This window comes from Streptomyces sp. NPDC006923, from assembly GCF_040635655.1.
Lineage (GTDB): Bacteria > Actinomycetota > Actinomycetes > Streptomycetales > Streptomycetaceae > Streptomyces.
Genome location: NZ_JBEYIF010000007.1, coordinates 225,458 through 245,042, shown reverse-complemented (window position 1 = coordinate 245,042; position 19,585 = coordinate 225,458). Strand labels below are relative to the sequence as shown.

Below are 19,585 nucleotides of genomic sequence, written 5' to 3'. Positions count from 1 at the left end.
GTGCGGGGGCCGGAGCAGTCCGTGTATTGCCCCCGTGTTGCCCCCGCGTTTCCCGCGCTGATCTTTCGCAAGATCCCTGTCCCGATGAGTGATCGCTGGCTAGTGTCCAGGCGTTCCTACAGGTTTTCGACGCTAGGAAGACCCCTTGAGACAGAGATATCCCGGCAGACACCGACTGCTGGCTCTCGGAGCGGCTCTGGCGGTGCTGACGGCGACCCCGTCGGCCTTCGCGACCGGCCGCAGTACCACCGCGGATCTTGACAACGTTGCCAAGGCGGCCACCACCGCCGGGTCCGGCGCCAGGACCGTCACCCTGCTGACGGGCGACCGTGTGACGGTCACGCCGGGCGGCGCGGGCCCGGACACCGTCACCGTGGAGGGCCCGGACGGCGGCCGCGCCGACGCCCGTGTCACCACCCGGGGCGGCGACACCTATGTCTATCCGTCGGCCACCGACCCGTATGTGGCGGCCGGACTGCTGGACACGAACCTCTTCAATGTCACCCGGCTGATCGCCGACGGCTATGACGACGCCCGCGCCGACGGCATACCGATGATCTTCAGCTACGGCTCGAAGGCCCGCCGTGTGTCCGCGACCGCGTCCCTGCCCGACGGCGCGAGCGAGGTCCGCGCGCTCACCAGCATCGACAGCACCGCGCTCGTCGCGGACCACAGCCGCGCCGAGGGGTTCTGGTCGGCCCTGACCGCTCCTGCGGGCGGCGCGGCCTCCCGTACGAAAGACTCCAGGCCCGCGCTCACCGGCGGGATAGCCAAGATCTGGCTGGACGGCAAGGTGCGGGCCGACCTCGCGGACAGCACCGCGCAGATCGGCGCGCCGGAGGTGTGGGCCGGCGGCAACACCGGCAAGGGCGTCGACGTGGCCGTGCTCGACACCGGCTACGACACCGGGCACCCGGACCTGGCGGCCGTCGTCACCTCGTCCGCCACCTTCGTACCCGGCGAGGACGTCACTGACCACGCCGGCCACGGCACCCATGTGGCCTCCACCATCGCCGGCAGCGGCGCCGCGTCCGGCGGATCGGAGCAGGGTGTCGCTCCCGGTGTGAACCTGCATGTGGGCAAGGTCCTGGACAACCGCGGCAGCGGGCAGAACTCATGGATCATCAGCGGCATGGAGTGGGCCGCCCGGGACGCCAAGGCCCGGGTCGTCAGCATGAGCCTCGGCTCCACCGAGGCGTCCGACGGCACCGACCCGATGAGCCAGGCGGTCAACGAGCTCAGTGCGGAGACCGGAACGCTCTTCACCATCGCCGCGGGCAACTCCGGCCCCGGCAACTACACCGTCGCGTCACCCGGGGCCGCCACCGGCGCCCTCACGGTCGGCGCGGTGGACTCCCAGGACGCGTCGGCCGACTTCTCCAGCCGGGGGCCCCGGCTGCGTGACGACGCGATCAAGCCGGAGATCACCGCGCCGGGTGTGGACATCCTCGCGGCGCGCTCTCAGTACTACCCGTCCGGAAGCGGCTCGTACACGACGATGAGCGGCACCTCCATGGCGACCCCGCATGTCGCCGGTGTCGCCGCGCTGGTCGCCGCCCGGCACCCCGACTGGACGGGGGACAGGATCAAGGACGCCCTGGTCAGCACGGCCGTTCCGACTCCTGCCAACCCGGTCGAGGCCGGCGGCAACGGGCGGGTGGACGCCGTCGCGGCCACCGGCGCGACGGTCGTCGCCGACGGAACCGCCGACTTCGGCATCCACTCGCCGGACGCCGAGTCCGGCACCGGGGCCGACCGGAATGTCGACAGGACGGTGGAGTGGCGCAATGACGGCCCCGCCGCCGTCACCCTGGACCTCGCCGTCGACGCGCCCGGCGCGCCGGGCGGTGTGTTCACCCTGGCGGACCGGCAGCTCGTGGTCCCCGCCGGCGGTACGGCCACCACCACCGTGACCGCGCACCTCGACCGGGCTCCGGACGGCAACCGCTACTCCGGCGGGATCGTCGCCTCGGCCGGCGGCGCCACCCTCACCAGGACGCTGCTGTCCGTCAGCACCCGCGAGGAGGACCACCACCTGCGGGCCCGTGTCACCGACGACCGAGGCGTCCCGGTCAGTGTTCTGGTGAGCTACCAGCGACAGGGCGACGAGTACGCCCTGTCCGCCTACAGCCAGGGCGGTGTGTTCGACGCCATCGTGCCGTCCGGCACCTACACCGTCTGGACCTGGGTGGTGGTCGAGGGCACCCATGGTGAGTCCTCGGCGGGCCTGGCCCTGCTGACCGCTCCCACCGTCGAGGTTGTGACGGAGGACGCCGAGGTGGTGCTGGACGGCAGCAAGGTCCGGCAGACACGGCTCGTGACCCCCAGGAAGAGCACGGACAGCGACATCCGCGTCGACTTCAGCCGGTCCTACGCCGACGGCTCGCCGCCGGCCACCGAGGCCCATACCGTCGGCAACGGTTTTGACAGCCTCTGGGCCCTGCCCACGGCGAAGCCCGCCTCGGGCGACCTGGTCTACACGGCCCGCTGGCGGATGCAGCAGCCCCTGCTCAGCCTCACCTCCGGCGGCCAGGACTTCGACGACCTCTGGATCCAGCCGGGATCCGCGCGACAGCCCGACGGGGACCGCACCCTGGACGCGGTCTACGCGGGCGACGGCATGGCGGACGACTACGCCGCCCTGGACGCCAGGGGCAAGGTGTCGGTGATCCATTACGTACCGGCCGGCGAGGACGACGACGAAGACGCCCCGTCACCCAGCGACGCGCAGGTGAAAGCGGCCGAGAGCGCCGGAGTCGCGCTGCTGGTGGTGGTCAACGACCTCAATGGGCGGCTCTACGAACCCATCCGCCGGACCCCGATCACCGTCGTGGGCGTGTCGCGGACCGAGGGCGAGAAGCTCATCGCCCGTATCGAGGCCGGCCGCACCGGGTCCGTCCCGGCGCGGCTGGTCACCCACGCGAAGTCGGAGTACCTCTACGACCTGGTGCGCTCGTGGCAGGGCACGATCCCGCGGGACCTCGTGTACGCGCCGACGGAGAAGCAGCTCGCCCGGGTCGACGTCGGGTTCCGCAACGACCCGGCGCTGGAGGTCGACGAGTTCCGCTACGACATCCAGCCCTACCTCGGAGTGAAGATCGGCGGCCCCCGCCTGTCGCTCGCCGGCAGCCACAGGACCGACTGGGTCACCCCGGACCGGAACGTCGCCTGGATGGAGGAGGCCAGCGCCGGGATCCAGTCGTTCCAATTCTCCGATCTGGTCGGTTATCCGGCCGGGAAGACCACGGACGTCCAGTGGTTCGGCCCCGTGGAGCGGCCCCGTATCAACCGCAGCCAGCCGGTGCCGCAGCGTACGGGTGACTCCGTCACGGTCACCGTGCCCGGCTTCGGCGACGGCGGCGTCAACCACGCCGGGACCGTCGGCCCCGGCACCATCTCCCAGGAGACGGAGCTGTACCGGGGCGACACCCTGGTCGCCGGGACGCCGGGCTATGTGCTCGGCGCCGATGTCCCCGCGGGCAAGGGCGACTACCGCCTGGTGACCACCACCGGGCGTACCGAGGGGCACCCCTACTCGACCGCCACCCGGACCGAATGGGGCTTCACCTCGGCGACCCCCAAGGAGGGCGTGACCCAGCAGCTCCCGCTGGTGCAGATCGACTACGGGATCACGACCGGACAGGACGGCACCGCCGACCGGAGGGCGGCGTTCCTTGTCACTCCCTCGCACATCCCGGGAGCGTCGAACGCCGCGGTGCGCACCGACAGGGTGGAGCTGTCGTACGACGACGGCAGGACCTGGCGGAAGGCGACGCTGAGCAGCTCCGCCAAGGGCGCGCTCACGCACCTGGACGCTCCGGCGCGGGCGGAGTTCGTGTCCGTACGGGTCCACGCCTCCGACGCCCGGGGCAACACCGTGACGCAGACCATCACGCGCGCGTTCGGTCTCGGCTGACCGCACACCCTCGGGGCGCGCGCGTCCTGAGGGCCACCGGTCAGGAGCACGACTGGGGCAGCCGGTCACCGTGACCGGCTGCCCCGGGCAGCGGTACGGCCCCGGCTCCGGCACGGGTGGCCCGCGCCGTCGCGCGGGCCACCCGTACACAGGCCCAGAGCAGGACGTCGGGCCCCGGCAGCCACGGGTCGCGGGTGTCGGGGGCGACCAGCCAGCGCGGCGCCGAGGACGCGCCGGGGACGAGCGGCGGTACGGTCACCGCGTCGCCGGCGCCGTGGCAGAACAGCGGCGGTACGGCGCCGGCCCGCCCGCCGGACCCCGGGCCGCCCCACTCCTCCCAGGACAGCAGGGACGGCAGCCGCTGGGCGGTGCCGGGCGCGGCGAAGAGCAGGGTCCGGCCGCGGTGGGCGGCGACCGGGCCCGATCCCGGCCCCTCCGACCACAGGCGGTTCAGCATGAGCCGGCCGAAGATCGCGGGAGCGTTCACGACGTCGAAGACGGAACCGCAGGGGAGGACGGCCGGTGCGGTCGGGAGGGCGGTCCAGCGGGAGAGCGTCGAGCGGGGAAACGGTCCTGCGGAGGCGAGCCAGTCCGCGCCGGACGAGGTGACCCGCGCGGTCTGGTGACGGGCCTCGTCGCGGAGGAGGCCGAGGATGTCGGAGCGGCGCTCTTCGTCGGTCAAGCCGGAACTCAGGGGCGATTCATTTCGTGGCCATGCGCTCATGACGGTCAGGTCTACCGGGAGTAACGGAGTCGTTCCCGAGAGTTCGCGGAAAACGGGACAGGACCGCACGAAGAGCGGTACCGTGCGCCCCGGCATATGCCACACGGCTGGTGCCGGATGCGCCCGGCAGCGGGCGCGCCGTCCCCGGCGGAGGCATGCCCGCCGGGGCCCGCCGGGGCCCGCCGGGTCACTGCCCGGCCAGGCCGTCGCCGCGCAGCAGATCCCGGCCGAACTCGACCATCTTCGCGGCATAGTCCTCGGTCCACTCCGCGCGCTCTGCGATGTCCGCGGTCGTGAGCCGGTCGAAGCGGCGCGGATCGGCGAGCTGGGCGGCGGCGATCGCCTGGAACTCGACGGCCCGGTCGGTCGCCGCCCGGAAGGCGAGCGTCAGCTCGGTGGCCCTGGCCAGCAGCTCCGCGGGGTCGACGACGGACTCCAGGTCGAAGAAGTGCTCGGGGTCGGCGACCGCCTCCGAGGGCTCGAAGAGCAGTGGCGCGGGACGCAGCCGCCGCTCACTCCGCTCGGGATCCGCCATCACTTTCCTCCTGCTCGTGCGTGTACGGGCCATTGGGCCACCGTCCATTCTCCCGCCCGGCGCAAGTGGGCCTTCGAGCGGCCCGCGACGCCCCACGCGCGCGGGTCCCACGCCGGGCCCCCGCCCGGCTTCAGGGGCGCCAGCTCACGCGGTGTTCCGCGAGCTGGGCCAGGACCGCGTGGTTCGCCTCCCAGCCGTCCGGGAACTTCACCGTGACCCCGAGCTGGACCGGTTCCGTCGACGGGTGTTCGTCGAGCAGCTCCGCCACGCCCGCGCGGCACACGACGACACAGGCATGCCGGTGCCGGGAGGTGAGCACACACAGCCGGCCCGTCTCCAGATGGAACGCCGTCGCGTCGGGCCGGCCCGAGAGCGGGTGGAGCACCACCGTGACATCGAACTCCCGGCCCTGCAAACGGTTCGCGGTGTCCACCGCGACCCCGCTCACGCCCAGCTCCGCGAGGGCCGCGCGGACCGCCGCCGCCTGGTCGCGGTGGGCCGTACCGACCGCGATCCGGTCGGCCGTCAGCGGCACCGGCTCCGGGGAGCGCTCGCTGACGGCCGCACCACCGCGGTCCAGCGCCCTGCGGACGACAAGCGCCACGGCCCGTACCGCCTCGGGATCCGTCCTGGGCGTACGGCGGGCGGGCAGCTCCAGCAACCCCCAGCCCGACTCCGCGGCCTCGTCCAGCACCCGGTCGGGCCCCGATCCGCCGGACGCGATCCCGAAGGTGAGCCGGCGGTCGCCGGGGCCCGTACCGCTGCGGAACGGCGTGTACGGGTAGAACGCGCCGGACACCAGCGGCGCGGCCGACGCGGGCAGCCGCCAGGAGACCGGCAGCCGGTGCTGGGGCAGCTCGGGGTTGTGCGCGAGGAGCGTGGAGACCGCGCTCGCGGACGGGTCGTACGACAGCCCCGCCCACTGGTCGGCGCCCACCACGCTGAACGGGTCGAGCTGGCCGGGGTCGCCGACGAACAGCGCGCGCTCGAAGAGGCCGGCGACGGCGAGCAGCGCGTCAGAACGCATCTGGTACGCCTCGTCGACGATGGCGTGCCGCCAGGGCTCCACGCCCTGCACATGCGCCCATTTCGCGGCGGTGGAGATCACGACGTCGAGGCCCGCCAGATCCGCGGCTTTCGCCGACTTCCTGACGTTCGGCAAGTCGTCCAGCGCCTTGTCGTACGGATCGGGGTCATTGCTGTGCAGACGGCCGACGGGCAGCCCGGGATCCTTCTCGGCGAGCCGCGCGACCAGGTCGTCCACCTGGGCGTTGGTCTGCGCGACGACCATCAACGGCCGCCCGGCGGCGGCCAGTTCCCGCGCGGCCCGTACGACGAGTGTCGACTTGCCCGCGCCGGGCGGCGAGTCGACGACAACGCCCCGGTGGGCACCGTGCAGCGTGTCGCGCAGGATCGCGTCGGTGGCGCGGGTGGCCTCGGCGCCGGGATCGAAGGCACCGTCATGGGAGCCACCGTCCTGGAAGGCACCGGCGTCGCGGGCACCAGGGCCCCCGGCACCGAGGGCGCCGGGGACACCTGGGCGGAAGGGAGCGGCTCCGGACGCGGTCTGTCCGGAAGCGGCGGGCGCGGTCATCGGGCGGCTCCGGGAGCGGACGGTGGTGCGGGACGGGTGCGGGTCACAGGAAGTCCTCCTCGGTCACCGGGTCGGGATCGCTCACCGGTCCCGTGGCAGCCCCCGCCCCAACGGCCAGGTCCTCCGCGCCCGGAGGACCGCCATGGGTCCAGGGTGTCTCTTCCGGGTCCGGCAGCCTGGGACCACCTCGCTGGTCGTGCTCGAAGAGGGTCCAGGCGATACGGTCGCCCTTCTCCGGTACGGAGCCGGGCGCCGGCTCCTTGCTCCGTCCCATCCGGTCCGTCAGCCGCAGCAGCAGGGCCTCCTCACCGCCGTCGGCGCCCGGGATGTACCGCACGAACTCAGCCGACTGCGGCCTGCCGTCCAGCGAGCGGTACACCTTGGTGCCCGCGTCGAGATGCGGACGGTCGTCGGTGCGCACGGTCACCAGCGGGCGCGGGCTCGGCCGTTTGCTCTCGCTGTAGGCCATCACCACCTCCGTGACCTCACCGAGGAACGCCTCGCCGGACAGCCTGCGTCCCGCGAGCACCAGCGGGTCGTCGAGGGCCTCCTGCGCCTCCAGTTGGCCCTGCGCCGTCTCGCGCGCGGCCAGCTTCTGCGCGGCGGTCACCGCGTCGTCCCGCCGGGGCTGCGGCGGCTCACCGGCGCGGACCCGGTCCCGGTGGCCGGTGAACGACCAGCGGTCGCGTGTCCAGCGGTCGGCCACCCTGGCGCCCTCGGGCAACTCGCGCAGCAGGTCGAGGCCCCGCCACACGGCGTCCCAGGTGGGCCGCAGCACACCGCCGAGCAGCGCCCGGATCTCCTGCTCGGCGGCGGTCAGCCGGGCCAGCCGCTCCTCGGCGTCGGGCCCGTCCTCGGCCGCGGCGAGCGCCTGACGCGCCAGGTCGTACCGCTCGATCGCGGGAGCGAGCAGCCTGTTGTCGAACGCCGGATCCGTCGCCGGACCGGCCGGCGGGCACACCAACTGCCCGCCCCGGTCCCGCTCCAGCTCCGCCCGGAGCGCCGCCTCGGCGCCCGAGGAGCCGTCCCGCGGATCGATCCAGGCGAGCAGCGCGCCGAGGTGCTGGTCCTCCAGGCTGGACTGGCCGGTCGCCCAGTGGCGGTTCAGCACATCGGTCATCGCGAGCAGCAGCGAGGAGCCGGGCACCCGGGCCCGCTCGCCGAAGTGCGTCAGCCAGCGGCCGAGCAGCGGCACACGCGGCGGCGCGGGATAGGGCGCGTCCGGGTCCTCCTCGGCGGTCCGCCGGAACCGCGTCGACCGTCCCAGCAGCCGTACGAGATCGATGCCGGGCCGGCTCGGCACGATCAACTGCGGCGCGTCCACGCACAGTTCGACCTCGACCTTGACCCGCTTGCCGGTCTCCGGGTCGGTCTCGTTGCGTTCGGCGGGCTCGACGACGTCGGCGTACGCGTCCAGGTACGGCAGCACGGCCTCGGCCAGCTCACCGAGGAACGCGAACCGGAGATCGCGGTCGCGCGGCTGCGCGACGGTCAGCAGCCGGGGCGTGTCCCGGTCCGTCCCCACGAGCGCGCCGAGCGGGGCGCCCGCCTCGCCCGAGGTGGTGAGCGGCACCAGCACGAGCGGCCGGCCGGAGATCCGGCGGTGCCGGACGGTGGCCAGGGGCTGGGCCCGGCCGCTCGCCACGGCCTCCAGCCGGGCGAGCGTACTGATCAGCGACATCAGCCCTCACTCTCCACGCCGTCCGGGCTCTTCACGCCGTCCGGGCCCGGCCCGCCGTCCCCCGCCGGGACCCCGGCCGGTGACAGCGCCGTCCCGCCGCCACCGCCACCGGCCCCGGCCCGGGCGCCGCGGGCAGCGGGCAGGCCCGCGCCCGCCAGTGCCTCCGCGCGCAGCTCCGCCGCCCTGCGCAGCGCCGCGACCGTCGGGTCCGCCGGATCCCCGGCCTCGCCATGAGCCGCCGCCAGAACGGCGCCGACCGTGGTCAGCGCGCCCAGTTCGCCCCGTACGCTCCGGCCGAGCGCCTCCACCGCGCCCGCCGCGCGCGTCCGGGACCGGCAGTGGAAGGCCAGCTCGCAGGCGGCCAGGCACTCGGGGGCGTAGGCGGCGGAGACCGATTCGACCGCCGCCGTCAGCTCCTCGCCCGAGCACCGCTCCAGGTCGAAGGTCGTGCCCTCGGGCAGGGCCGCGGCGATGTCCTCGATCCGGGTCAGCCGGGTGAGCTGACGGCGCGTCACCGAAAGCTGTTTGCGCACATCGACCACGGACGCGGCCGGCAGATTGGAGAAGTCCTTCGGGCAGACCAGCAGCACGCGGTCGCTCACCTCCGCGCCCGGCGTGCGGGCCGCGACCCGCTCCAGCGCCAGTACGTACACCGCCGCCTGGCGCGCCGCCGCGCCCACCTTCGCCGCGTCGGCGGAACCGTCGATCATCGGGAAGGACTTGATCTCCACGACCGTCCACCGGCCGTCGGGCCGCACCACCACCGCGTCCGGCTCCAGATAGGCCGGCGAACCGGCCACCTCCAGGGCGAGCAGCGGATGGTCCAGCAGCGCCCAGGCTCCCGCCTCCGTCGCCTCGCGCAGCGCCAGTGCCGTGCGCGCGGTGCGGCCCTCCGGACCGGCCGCCGACAGATCGGGCACGAGGACCTCGCCGGGGACGGGGGCCGGAGCCTGCCCGCCCAGCCGGTCGTGCAGCAGCCGCAGCAGCTCCGTACCGCCGTCGGCCTTCACCCTGGCCTCGAAGGCGTTGCCCCGCATGAAGGCGAACTGCGACTGGCCGAACGGAGCGGGCGAGCCGAGCGCCGTGGCGAGCGCCGCCTTGTCGACCCCGGCGCCGTCGAGCAGGGCGCGCCGCCGGCAGCCCGGGTTGGCCGCGAGGGCGGCCAGCGCGCGGGCGTCGAGCGGGTGCGGCACGACGGCCGGCCCGCGCAGCTCAGCGAGCCGTCGCCGGAGCGTCGTCCGCGGAGGAGGTACTGGTACGGGTCCGCTGCCCGGGGAATCGCTCACCCGCGGAAGTCTCGCACCCGCTGCTGACAATCGGGGACGGCCGGGGGAACGGCGTGGTGCGGGACGGCTCCGGCGACGGCATCGGGAGGCGGGCCGCCGCGTCCCGCATCCGGTCGGCGGCGCGCAGCGCCGGCCTGGTCATCAGCGCACCGGCGGCCATCACGGCGGCGCCCGCGACCGCGTCCAGGAAGTAGTGGTTGGCCGTGCCCATCACCACCACGGTGATCACCAGCGGGTAGGCCAGCCCCAGCCATCGCACCAGCGGCGTGCGCGCGTGCCGCCACAGCATCACGCCGCACCACAGCGCCCAGCCGACATGCAGGCTCGGCATCGCCGCGTACTGGTTGGTCATCCCGCCCAGGCCGCGCGGCGCGCTGGCCTCCGCGCCCCACCAGCCGTACGAGCTGTACTGGGCCATCGTGTCGACGAAACCGTGCGCGGGCGCCAGCAGCCGCGGCGGGCAGGTGGGCAGCAGCGTGAAGCCGATCAGGCCCAGCAGAGTGGCGAGCATCAGCCAGGTGCGGGCGGCCCGGTAGCCGGCCGGGCGGCGGCGGAAGACCCAGACGAGCACGGCCGGGGTGACGACATAGTGGAGCGAGGCATAGGCGAAGTCGGCGGGTATGCCGAGGGCGGGGGTACTGGTGAAGAGCCGGTTGAGCGGGTGTTCGGCGTTGAGGAAGAGCGCCTTCTCTATGCGCAGGATCGCCAGCCCGTGGTCGACAGCCGCCGGTACGTCGCCGCGTGCCAGCAGCCGGCCGCCCGAATACGCGGCGTACACCAAGACGATGAGCGTCAGCTCCGCCCACCACTGAGGCCGGGGGCGCGACCCCTCTGTCGCGCTGGAGCTGTGCGGCATTCGGGCAGTCTCCATCCTGTGTTCACGCGGCTTTCGGCCGGGAGTCAACCGTACGGTGTACGTGGTCGAGCCCTCGGGCGGGTGTACCCCCGAATTCGCCTTTCACAACATTCACCCCCTGACGCACAGAGGGACGCCGATATCCCCCTGCGGGTTGCCCTGCGTTCAGGTACGCGATGATGGAACGGCACCCGTTGTGAACTTCAGGGAGAGCCCCCATGGCACCGCGCATCCTGCTCGCCCGGCATGGCCAGACGGCCTGGTCGCTGTCCGGCCGGCACACCGGCAGGACGGACATTCCGCTGCTCGACGAGGGCCGCCGCGGCGCGAAGCTGCTGGGTGAACGGCTGCACCGGGAGCCCTGGGCGGGGCTGGCCGGCGCCGAGATCAGGACCAGTCCGCTGGCCCGCGCGCGCGAGACCTGCGAGCTCGCCGGGTTCGGTGACCGGGCCGAGGAGTGGGACGCGCTGATGGAGTTCGACTACGGCGCGTACGAGGGCATGACCCCGGCGCAGATCAAGGCCGGCCGTCCCGGCTGGCTGATATGGCGCGACGGTGTCCCGGACGGCGAGACCCTGGCCCAGGTCTCCGCGCGCGCGGACGAGGTCGTGGCCTGGGCGCGCTCGGCTGACCGTGACGTCCTGCTCTTCGCGCACGGCCACATCCTGCGCTCGATCGGCGCGCGCTGGCTGGGCGAGGACATCTCCTTCGCGGCCCGCGTCCGGCTCGATCCGACCTCGGTGTCGGTGCTGAGCTGGGCGTACGACATGCCGGCGATCGAGGTCTGGAACGACACCGGACACCTGGTGTCCTGACGTCCCGGGTGCCCCGGCGGTACGGAGACGGCGCCGCCGCTCAGCACGCTCCTGCGGTTCGGGTTCAGGGGCGGACACCCGTCGAGGTGTGGCGGTCCAGGAACGCCCCCACCTCCGGCAGCCGCCGCTGGGGCAGCAGGACCCGGGCCGCCGTGGCGAGCCGCGCGTGGATGCGCGAGGACTGGACCTCGTCCAGCAGGTCCAGCACCTGCTGGCCGGCCGCGGCGGCCTCGTCGGGCCGGCCCGCGCGGGCCAGGTCGGTGGCCAGCTCCGCCCGGTAGAGCGCGAGATTGCGGGCGAAGTGCGGATCCTGAAGGACCGTCGCCCGGTACGCGTGGCGGGCCGCCCGGACCCAGTCGCCCAGCGCCGCGTGGCACAGCGCCTCCTGCGCCTCCAGCTCCGGTTCGCCGAAGAAGGACATCCACTCGGGGTCCGCCTCCGAGGCGCCCTGCTCGAAGAGGCTGTGGGCCTGGGACAGGGCCTGCTCACAGCCCGTTCGGTCGCCGAGCCCGGCCCAGCCGCCCGCCTCCCGCAGGGCGAGCAGCGACAGCAGCCGGGCCGAGAAGAGCTGCCTGGCCGCGCGCCGGCCGGCCTGCGCGGCGCGCACCGCCTCCCGGTGGCGGCCCGAGTCCCGTGCCAGGAACGACGTGTTGCAGAAGGCGTGGGCCTCCAGCGCCGGATCGCCCGCGACCCGCGCGGTCGCCAGCGCCTCCGCGTAGTGCGACCGGGCGTCGTCGAAACGGCCGGAGTCGTGCGCGAGCCAGCCCACCGAGATCGACAGCTCGCCCGCGCCCGAATGCAGCCGCTCCGCGGTCGACCTGCGGGTGGGCGTGCCCGTGTCGAGCAGCGCGTAGGCGGCGCGCAGCGGCTGGGCGGCGCCGCGGTAGAGCCCGTCCGCGCCGTGCCGGTCGTCGAGCAGCCGGATGCGGCGTACCGCCTCTTCGACGGCGCGCACTTCGGCCTCGCCGACCCGTCGCGGCCCGGGCACGGCCGCGGCGGGCGCCCCGCCGAGACCGAGGGAAACGGTCGCCACCACGGTGGGGCCGCCGGTCATGAATGCGCGACGCTGCACGTCGCTCTCCTCGCTGGTGTCGCTGTGGTTCTTGACGGAAGCCGGTGTGGGGGCCGGGGTCGGGGCCGCTGGGGAGGGAACGGGGAAGGCGGGGGGTGTGCCGGGCGTGGGCCGCGCCGCCCGGCCGCGTACGTCTTCGCGTGCCGAGAAGCCCAGGTCCACCAGGGTCCGGCCGGGGAACATATGAAGGAAGACCCGTTCATACGCGTAGTTGGGACAGCGGATCTCGCCCGCCTCCACCCGTCCGATGTAACGTGCGTCGCAGGCGACCTGTTCACCGATCTCCCGCGCGGCTCTGCGTACGGCGGCGGCGAACTCCCCCGGCGAGCGCTGTGCGCGCAGCCGACGGAAGGCGAGGTTGGGAACCGTCCGAGACGACGCCATGGCCGAGCCCTCTCTTGGTGCAGCCGGTGTGACCGCCGGTGTCCTGTGGTGCCCAACTCCGGTGGATCCGGCGGAGCAAGAACGTACCGGTTGTGATGGGGTGCACACGCTTGGTTTGGCTACATAACGGATATCTCACCCACGATCTGCCATGAACTGCCATCCTTTGCGGCGGCGTGCCGCCGTAGCTGTTGACGCCTTTCCGCGTTGAACCTTGCGCGGACGCTCTATGTGTCCGCGCTCGACGAGGAGGGATTCCCTTGTTGCAGTTGGAGGTCGGTATGGAGACCAGCGGTGGCTCTCGGACGACTGTTCGGCGCACGGCCGACCAGGGGTTCAGCGCTCCGCCAGGCGACGCCGGAGACGCCCCCGACCTGGTGACGGTTCCGGCCCGGCAGGGGCTCGAAGCGGTGGACATCCTGCGGCGCGGCGCCACGCCGGTGGTGGGCCCCGTGCTCCACGACGGCTCCTGCGACACCCTCGGCTTTCTCGTCCCGCCGGGTACGGCGGAGGAGTGGGACATGCCCGGCAGCGCCTGTACGCGGACGAACGGGCGCGGCCTGCGGCTGCCCGCCGGCCCGCCCGGCTCGGGCCCGGCCTGGCTGCTGCCGCCCGACGACACGGGCCCGGTCACGGATCCGGCGGTGCTGCGGGAGGCGCTGGGTGAGGCGGCACGGATGATCGAGGCGGCCGACCGGTGCAGGTAGTCCGGCGCCGGGGGCCCGGCGGCCGGTGACGGCCGGACGGCCCGGCGGCCGATAATGGCCCGGTGGCAAAGAACAGACGAGGCTCGCGGAGCGCGGCCCGGGCCGTGACTGAGACCGTCGACAGCGGGACCGCCGAGCTGATACCGGACCGCGAGCGGCCCCGGGCCTGGACGCTGCTGCTCGACGGCGCCCCGCAGTCGTTTGTCGACCTCGACGACCCCGGGTATCTGTCCTTCGAGTACCAGCGCAGACTCGGCCATGTCATCGATCTTGTGGCGCCCGCGCACCAGCCACTGCGGGTGGTGCATCTGGGCGGCGGGGCCTTCACCCTCGCCCGCTACATCGCCGCCACCCGCCCGCGCTCGACGCAGCAGATCGTGGAACTGGACGCGGCCCTCGTCCAGTTCGTCCGTCAGCGGCTCCCGCTGGACTCCGGCGCCCGTATCCGGGTCCGCTCGGCCGACGCCCGCGCGGGTCTCGGCAAGGTGCCCGACGGCTGGGCGGATCTGGTGATCGCTGATGTGTTCGGCGGCGCCCGCACCCCGGCGCATCTCACCAGCGCGGAGTTCCTGACGGACGTACGCCGGGTCCTGCGGCCGGACGGCTGTTACGTCGCGAATCTCGCCGACGGCCCGCCGCTCGGCCATCTGCGCGGCCAGATCGCCACCGCCGCAGCAGCCTTCGGGCGGCTCGCGCTCGCCGCCGACCCCACCGTGCTGCGCGGCCGCCGCTTCGGCAACGCCGTGCTGCTCGCCTCGGACCGCGACCTGCCCGTCGCCGAACTGACCCGCAGGGTCGCGGGCGATCCGCACCCGGGGCGGGTGGAACACGGCCGGGCGCTGGCCGACTTCACCGGCGGCGCGCTCCCGGTCACCGACGCGAGCGCCAAGCCGTCGCCGGCGCCCCCGGCCGACGCCTTCACCTAAGGGCTGTCCGGTCCCGGCTCAGCGGTCGTCGAACTGCACCATCGGCGGATGCCCGTTCCAGGTGCAGAACACCGAGACCTCCCGGCCGTTCCGGGTGAACGTCACCCGGATCCAGGTCGGTTGCGTCCACGCCTGCATCTGCCAGCCCGCGTCCGGCGTCGCCGAGACCAGCTCCGCCGAGTCCGCGCCGATGTCGAAGACGACCCGGCCGCCGTCGACCGCGTAGCTCCGCACCTGGCCGGTGGCGGCGGGCGGCGCGCTCCGGGCCGGGCTGCGCTCCGGCTTCGGCGCCGACCGCGTCGGCGACGGACGGTGGCTTCTGCCCGGCGAAGCCGCCGGGGCGGACGGAGCCGGCTTCGCGGACGGGCTCGGTGGCCGCCGCGTCGAGGAGGCGACGGGCACCACGCCCCGCGCCGACGCCCCGTCGGCCGGGAGCGGAAGCGCGCGCGGCGGGTCGTACGCCGTCCCGGCCATGACGGTGTGCACCCCCCACCAGGACAGCGTGACGGCGGCGCCGGTGGCGAGCGACCATGCCACGGCATGTACGAGTCCTCTGCGCATCGGGGCCATAGTGCACCACGCCCGCCACACCTGTCCCGCGAGTCCCCGGGGAGGCGCGGACCGGACGGGACCCGGCGGACGGGCCTTCTCCGGCGCCCGGATGGCGTACGGTGCCGCCCATGCCCAGTGTGCTCGTGGTCGAGGACGACCAGTTCGTGCGGTCCGCACTCATCAGGCACCTGACCGACGCCTCCCACACCGTACGGAGCGTCGGCACCGCCCTGGAGGCCCTGCGCGAGGTCGCCCATTTCCAGTTCGACGTGGTCATACTCGACCTCGGCCTGCCCGATCTCGACGGCGCCGAGGCGCTGAAGATGCTGCGCGGCATCACCGACGTACCGGTGATCATCGCCACCGCGCGGGACGACGAGACCGAGATCGTACGGCTGCTCAACGACGGCGCGGACGACTACCTCACCAAGCCGTTCTCGGTGGAGCATCTCTCGGCCAGGATGGCGGCCGTCCTGCGCCGCTCGCGCACCACCTCCGACGGGGCGGCGCCGCCGCGGGTGATCCGGGTCGGCGGCCTCGCCATCGACCCGCTGCGCCGTCAGGCGGAACTGGACGGCAGGCAACTGGACCTGACACGGCGTGAGTTCGACCTGCTGACCTTTCTCGCCGGGCGCCCCGGTGTGGTCGTACCCCGCAAGGAGCTGCTCGCCGAGGTCTGGCAGCAGTCGTACGGCGACGACCAGACGATCGACGTCCATCTGTCCTGGCTGCGCCGCAAGCTGGGGGAGACGGCGGCCCGGCCGCGCTATCTGCACACCCTGCGGGGCGTCGGCGTGAAGCTGGAGCCGCCGGCATGAGATGGGCCCTGGTCAAAGTGGCCCTGGCCGTCACCGTGATGGTCGTGGTGGCCTTCGCCGTGCCCCTGGGGCTGGTCGTCAAGGAGATGGCCAGGGACCGGGCCTTCACCAACGCCGAACGGCAGGCCGCCGCCATCGGCCCCACCCTCTCCATCACCACCGAACGCGGTGAGCTGGAGCGGGCCATCGCCTCCACCCAGGCCGGCGCCGCGGGACGGATGGCCGTCCATGTCCCGCCCGTCGACGAGGTGGACGGCCGCCCGCTGGAGATCGGCACGCGCCGGGCCGCCGGCAAGGACCTGCGGACCGTCCAGCGGCTGGGCCGTGCCTCCATCACCAAGGTCACCGGCGGCTTCGCGCTGCTCCAGCCGACCGCGATCGGCTCCGGCCGGTCCCTCGGCGCGCCGCAGATCGCGATCGTCGAGGTGTACGTCCCGGACGATGAGGTGTCCAACGGGATCACCACCGCCTGGCTGGTGCTCGCCGGAGTGGGCCTGGCGCTGGTCGTGGGCTCGGTCGCCGTCGCCGACCGGCTGGGGTTGCGGATGGTCGAGCCCGCGCAGCGGCTCGCGTACGCCGCGCACGCCCTGGGCGAGGGAAAGCTGGGGGTCCGTGTCCCCGAGGAGGGGCCGCCCGAGCTGCGGTCGGCCGCGATCGCCTTCAACTCCATGGCCGACCAGGTGGTACAGCTCCTCGCCAATGAGCGCGAGCTCGCGGCCGACCTCTCGCACCGGCTGCGTACGCCGCTCACCGTCCTGCGTCTCAACGCGGCCTCACTGGGCGAGGGCCCGGCCGCCGACCAGACCAGGGCCGCCGTCGCGCAGTTGGAGCGGGAGGTTGACACCATCATCCGTACCGCCAGGCAGGCCAAGTCGCACACCTCGCCGGGGGCGGCCGGCGGCTGCGACGTCTCCGAAGTCGTCCGGGAGCGGATGGACTTCTGGTCGGCGCTGGCGGAGGACGAGGGCCGTACGGTACGGCTCGCGGGCGTCGGCAGGCCCGTACGCATCCCGGTCGGCAGGGCCGAACTGGCCGCCGCGCTCGACGCGTTGCTCGGCAATGTCTTCCGCCACACCCCGGAGGGCACGGCCTTCTCCGTCGATGTGCACAACGGCGAGGACGCCGTGATCGTCCTGGTCTCGGACGCGGGCCCCGGTATCGCCGATCCGCAGGCCGCCCTCGTCCGGGGCAACAGCGGGGGCCGGGAGGGCTCGACCGGGCTGGGTCTCGACATCGTGCGCAGAGTCGCGGAGTCGACGGGCGGCGATGTCCGGATCGGACGCTCGGTGCTCGGCGGCACCGAGGTACGCATCTGGATCGGACTGGACGGATGGCGCTCCCCGGGCGGGTCCGGCGGCCACCGGCTGGGCCGGCGCAAGCGGGGCGCGACGGGACGCGGGGCCGCCGCCGAGGTCCGGGCGCGAGGCTGAGGCCCGGGGGCAAGGCTGAGGTCCGGGGGCCGAACCTTTCGTCCGGCCGATGCGCTCCTTAAGCGCACCCTAAGAAGCTCAGTCTCCGTCCGGAACGGGCTGTTTGCCCGGATGGCGGCGGCTAGCGTACTGCCCGTCCCCGTACTCGCCCCTCACCTCCGCCCCGAGCGCCATCGCGCCCACCAGGACCTCGGCTCCTGCGAGCCCCCCACCCGTCCCCGTCGCAGGAGCCGCACCCCCCACCGGCTGCCCCCACCAGCCGCCACGCGCCGTCCCGGCCGGTTCACTCCCCATCCGGCCGGGGCGCGCGTGTACAGAGGTCCCCGCCGCGCGCCGCCCCGGCGGTGAGAGCGCTCAGCCCTTGACGGCGCCCTGCATGATGCCGCCGACGATCTGTCTGCCGAAGACCACGAAGGCCAGCAGCAGCGGCAGCGTGCCCAGCAGCGCCCCGGCCATGATCACCGACTGGTCGGGGACATAACCGCGGCCGAGACCGGTGAGCGCCACCTGCACGGTGGGGTTGCCGCTCTGGGTGAGGGCGATGATCGGCCAGAAGAAGTCGTTCCAGGCCATCACGAAGGTCAGCATCCCCAGCACCGCCATCGCGGGCCGCGCGGCGGGCAGGACGACATGCCACATGACGCGCCAACTGTTCGCGCCGTCCACCCTCGCCGCCTCGATCAGCTCGGTGGGCAGCGCCTGCGCGAGGTACTGCCGCATGAAGAACACCCCGAAGGCGCTGACGAGGGTGGGCAGGACGACCGACTGGAGCCGGTCGGTCCAGGACAGCTCGGCGATCATCATGTACAGCGGTACGACGCTGAGCTGCGGCGGCACCATCATCGTGCCGATCACCAGCAGCAGCAGCGGATTCCGGAACCGGAAACGCAGCTTGGCGAAGGCGAAGCCGGCGAGCGTCGAGAAGAGGACCGTGCCGGCCGTGACGGCACCGGCGACCACCGTCGTATTGAGCAGGGCCGTACCGAGGTTGGCCTCGGTCCAGGCGATCTCCAGATTCCGGAGGAGATTGCCGCCGAACCAGAACGGCGGGGGAGTCCGGGCGAGCCTGCTGTTGCTCTGGGAGGCCGCCACGGCCGTCCACACCAGCGGGAACAGCGAGCCCGCGGTGAACAGGACCAGTACGGCGCTGGTGAACCGGCCGCCGTACGACTGCCGCCCCGCCGCCCCCCGCCGCGCGGCGCGCGCGGCCGGCTCCGGAATCGCCGTCATATCGCTCCCTCCGGATCGCGCGAACGTGACGGGCCTCATGAGCTCTTGCGCAGACGACGTGCGACGGCCCAGTTCACCGCGCCGACGACCAGCAGGATCAGGAACATCGCCCAGGCGATCGCCGAGGCCCGGCCGAGATGCAGATTCACCCAGCCCTGCTCGTACAGATAGAGCCCGAGCGTCTGGAACTGATGGTTCGCGCCCCCCGTCGCGCCCGCGCCGCTGTTGAACAGCAGCGGTTCGCCGAAGAGCTGCGTCGCGCCGATCGTCGAGACCACACAGGTGAACAGAATCGTCGGCCGCAGCGACGGCACGGTCACATGGATGAACTGCCGCAGGCGCGAAGCGCCGTCCAGCGCCGCCGACTCGTACAACTCCTCGGGGATGGCCTGCATCGCCGCCAGATAGATCAGCGCGTTGTAACCGGTCCACCGCCAGACGACGATGGCGGAGACCGCGAGCTTCGAGGTCCAGGCGCCGTTCTGCCAGTCGACCGGATCCAGACCGAGCAGCCCCAGCGCCCAGTTGATCATCCCGTAGTCGCGGCCGAAGAGCAGGACGAAGACAAGCGTCGCGGCGGCCACCGACGTCGCGTACGGCGTCAGCACCGCGACCCGGAAGAACGTCGAGCCGCGCAGCCGGTAGTTGAGCAGATGCGCGATCCCCAGCGCGATCGCCAACTGGGGCACGGTGGACATCAGCCCGATGGTGACGGTGTTCCTCAGCGCGTTCCAGAAGAAGTCGTCGCCCAGCAGCCGGGAGAAGTTCCGGAGCCCCACCCACTCCATCTCGGTGGGCGCGGTCAGCTCCACCCGGTGCAGCGCCGCCCAGCCGGTGTAGAGCAGCGGGAAGAGCCCGAAGGCCAGGAAGAAGACAAAGAACGGCGCGACGAAGGCGTACGGGCTCCACCGCACATCACGGCGGTAGCGCCGGCTGCGCCGCTCCCGGCGGCGTTCCTCCGCCGTCCTGCCCGCGGGCCTCCGGCCGGCCGCCGTTCGCGGTGCCGGGACCGCGCCTTCCTCCTCGGAGGGCGCGGCGGCGGGCGCGTCACTGGCCATC

Annotated in this window: 16 protein-coding genes; 6 read left to right on the top strand and 10 right to left on the bottom strand. The window is 73.4% G+C overall.

Annotated elements, in window-relative coordinates; genetic code table 11:
* Positions 1–145 precede the first annotated feature (145 nt).
* Positions 146–3,916, top strand: coding sequence for a S8 family serine peptidase (locus tag ABZ707_RS16700; RefSeq protein WP_360174440.1), 3,771 nt, complete (start codon positions 146–148; stop codon positions 3,914–3,916).
* A 40-nt stretch (positions 3,917–3,956) separates the two neighbouring features.
* On the opposite strand, the gene ABZ707_RS16695 is transcribed toward ABZ707_RS16700, so the two are convergent.
* The 6 genes from ABZ707_RS16695 to ABZ707_RS16670 all read right to left on the bottom strand — a co-directional run bounded on the left by ABZ707_RS16695 (position 3,957) and on the right by ABZ707_RS16670 (position 10,592).
* Positions 3,957–4,640 carry a hypothetical protein gene (locus tag ABZ707_RS16695; RefSeq protein ID WP_360174437.1) on the bottom strand — a complete coding sequence of 228 codons (684 nt, stop codon included), beginning with the start codon at positions 4,638–4,640 and terminating at the stop codon, positions 3,957–3,959.
* A 187-nt stretch (positions 4,641–4,827) separates the two neighbouring features.
* Entirely contained in the window at positions 4,828–5,175 is a 348-nt protein-coding gene (locus tag ABZ707_RS16690; protein ID WP_360174434.1) for a hypothetical protein, read from the bottom strand.
* A 130-nt stretch (positions 5,176–5,305) separates the two neighbouring features.
* Positions 5,306–6,769, bottom strand: a complete 1,464-nt coding sequence (locus ABZ707_RS16685; protein ID WP_360174431.1) for an AAA domain-containing protein — start codon at positions 6,767–6,769, stop codon at positions 5,306–5,308.
* Positions 6,770–6,812: 43 nt separating this feature from the next.
* The gene (locus ABZ707_RS16680) at positions 6,813–8,450 is read right to left on the bottom strand and encodes a hypothetical protein (RefSeq protein WP_360174428.1); all 1,638 of its coding nucleotides are present in this window, start codon (positions 8,448–8,450) and stop codon (positions 6,813–6,815) included.
* Positions 8,450–9,736 (bottom strand): hypothetical protein, encoded by a 1,287-nt coding sequence (locus ABZ707_RS16675; protein WP_360174425.1) that lies wholly within the window; start codon positions 9,734–9,736, stop codon positions 8,450–8,452. The genes ABZ707_RS16680 and ABZ707_RS16675 overlap by 1 nt, the downstream gene beginning before the upstream one ends.
* On the bottom strand, positions 9,663–10,592 hold the full coding sequence (locus ABZ707_RS16670; protein WP_360174422.1) for a phosphatase PAP2 family protein: 930 nt from the start codon (positions 10,590–10,592) through the stop codon (positions 9,663–9,665). The genes ABZ707_RS16675 and ABZ707_RS16670 overlap by 74 nt, the downstream gene beginning before the upstream one ends.
* Positions 10,593–10,810: 218 nt before the next feature.
* On the opposite strand from ABZ707_RS16670, the gene ABZ707_RS16665 reads away from it, so the two are divergent.
* Positions 10,811–11,407 carry a histidine phosphatase family protein gene (locus tag ABZ707_RS16665; protein WP_360174419.1) on the top strand — a complete coding sequence of 199 codons (597 nt, stop codon included), beginning with the start codon at positions 10,811–10,813 and terminating at the stop codon, positions 11,405–11,407.
* A gap of 64 nt (positions 11,408–11,471) precedes the next feature.
* Here ABZ707_RS16665 and ABZ707_RS16660 read toward each other — a convergent pair whose 3' ends face one another.
* On the bottom strand, positions 11,472–12,863 hold the full coding sequence (locus ABZ707_RS16660) for a tetratricopeptide repeat protein (RefSeq protein ID WP_360174416.1): 1,392 nt from the start codon (positions 12,861–12,863) through the stop codon (positions 11,472–11,474).
* Positions 12,864–13,144: 281 nt separating this feature from the next.
* On the opposite strand from ABZ707_RS16660, the gene ABZ707_RS16655 reads away from it, so the two are divergent.
* Together ABZ707_RS16655 and ABZ707_RS16650 are read left to right on the top strand one after the other, a co-directional pair.
* Entirely contained in the window at positions 13,145–13,570 is a 426-nt protein-coding gene (locus tag ABZ707_RS16655) for a hypothetical protein (RefSeq protein ID WP_360174921.1), read from the top strand.
* A gap of 62 nt (positions 13,571–13,632) precedes the next feature.
* Complete coding sequence (locus ABZ707_RS16650; protein ID WP_360174413.1) at positions 13,633–14,496, top strand: fused MFS/spermidine synthase; 864 nt, start codon at positions 13,633–13,635, stop codon at positions 14,494–14,496.
* Positions 14,497–14,514: 18 nt separating this feature from the next.
* On the opposite strand, the gene ABZ707_RS16645 is transcribed toward ABZ707_RS16650, so the two are convergent.
* Positions 14,515–15,057: a hypothetical protein gene (locus tag ABZ707_RS16645; protein WP_360174410.1), complete on the bottom strand. Its 543-nt coding sequence runs from the start codon at positions 15,055–15,057 to the stop codon at positions 14,515–14,517.
* 119 nt (positions 15,058–15,176) lie between these two features.
* On the opposite strand from ABZ707_RS16645, the gene ABZ707_RS16640 reads away from it, so the two are divergent.
* Together ABZ707_RS16640 and ABZ707_RS16635 are read left to right on the top strand one after the other, a co-directional pair.
* Positions 15,177–15,866: a response regulator transcription factor gene (locus tag ABZ707_RS16640; protein WP_360174407.1), complete on the top strand. Its 690-nt coding sequence runs from the start codon at positions 15,177–15,179 to the stop codon at positions 15,864–15,866.
* Positions 15,863–17,296 carry a HAMP domain-containing sensor histidine kinase gene (locus tag ABZ707_RS16635; protein ID WP_360174404.1) on the top strand — a complete coding sequence of 478 codons (1,434 nt, stop codon included), beginning with the start codon at positions 15,863–15,865 and terminating at the stop codon, positions 17,294–17,296. The genes ABZ707_RS16640 and ABZ707_RS16635 overlap by 4 nt, the downstream gene beginning before the upstream one ends.
* Before the next feature lie 354 nt (positions 17,297–17,650).
* Here ABZ707_RS16635 and ABZ707_RS16630 read toward each other — a convergent pair whose 3' ends face one another.
* Complete coding sequence (locus ABZ707_RS16630) at positions 17,651–18,526, bottom strand: carbohydrate ABC transporter permease (RefSeq protein ID WP_360174401.1); 876 nt, start codon at positions 18,524–18,526, stop codon at positions 17,651–17,653.
* A gap of 35 nt (positions 18,527–18,561) precedes the next feature.
* Complete coding sequence (locus tag ABZ707_RS16625; protein ID WP_360174398.1) at positions 18,562–19,584, bottom strand: sugar ABC transporter permease; 1,023 nt, start codon at positions 19,582–19,584, stop codon at positions 18,562–18,564.
* Position 19,585: the final 1 nt, after the last annotated feature.

Excerpts from the sequence above, each read along its gene's own strand:
- ABZ707_RS16630 (WP_360174401.1), bottom strand. The coding sequence starts at position 18,526 with ATGACGGCGATTCCGGAGCCGGCCGCGCGCGCCGCGCGGCGGGGGGCG.
- ABZ707_RS16695 (WP_360174437.1), bottom strand. The coding sequence starts at position 4,640 with ATGAGCGCATGGCCACGAAATGAATCGCCCCTGAGTTCCGGCTTGACC.
- ABZ707_RS16640 (WP_360174407.1), top strand. The coding sequence starts at position 15,177 with ATGCCCAGTGTGCTCGTGGTCGAGGACGACCAGTTCGTGCGGTCCGCA.
- ABZ707_RS16635 (WP_360174404.1), top strand. The coding sequence starts at position 15,863 with ATGAGATGGGCCCTGGTCAAAGTGGCCCTGGCCGTCACCGTGATGGTC.
- ABZ707_RS16690 (WP_360174434.1), bottom strand. The coding sequence starts at position 5,175 with ATGGCGGATCCCGAGCGGAGTGAGCGGCGGCTGCGTCCCGCGCCACTG.
- ABZ707_RS16625 (WP_360174398.1), bottom strand. The coding sequence starts at position 19,584 with ATGGCCAGTGACGCGCCCGCCGCCGCGCCCTCCGAGGAGGAAGGCGCG.
- ABZ707_RS16670 (WP_360174422.1), bottom strand. The coding sequence starts at position 10,592 with ATGCCGCACAGCTCCAGCGCGACAGAGGGGTCGCGCCCCCGGCCTCAG.
- ABZ707_RS16680 (WP_360174428.1), bottom strand. The coding sequence starts at position 8,450 with ATGTCGCTGATCAGTACGCTCGCCCGGCTGGAGGCCGTGGCGAGCGGC.
- ABZ707_RS16645 (WP_360174410.1), bottom strand. The coding sequence starts at position 15,057 with ATGCGCAGAGGACTCGTACATGCCGTGGCATGGTCGCTCGCCACCGGC.
- ABZ707_RS16665 (WP_360174419.1), top strand. The coding sequence starts at position 10,811 with ATGGCACCGCGCATCCTGCTCGCCCGGCATGGCCAGACGGCCTGGTCG.
- ABZ707_RS16655 (WP_360174921.1), top strand. The coding sequence starts at position 13,145 with ATGGAGACCAGCGGTGGCTCTCGGACGACTGTTCGGCGCACGGCCGAC.
- ABZ707_RS16685 (WP_360174431.1), bottom strand. The coding sequence starts at position 6,769 with ATGACCGCGCCCGCCGCTTCCGGACAGACCGCGTCCGGAGCCGCTCCC.
- ABZ707_RS16660 (WP_360174416.1), bottom strand. The coding sequence starts at position 12,863 with ATGGCGTCGTCTCGGACGGTTCCCAACCTCGCCTTCCGTCGGCTGCGC.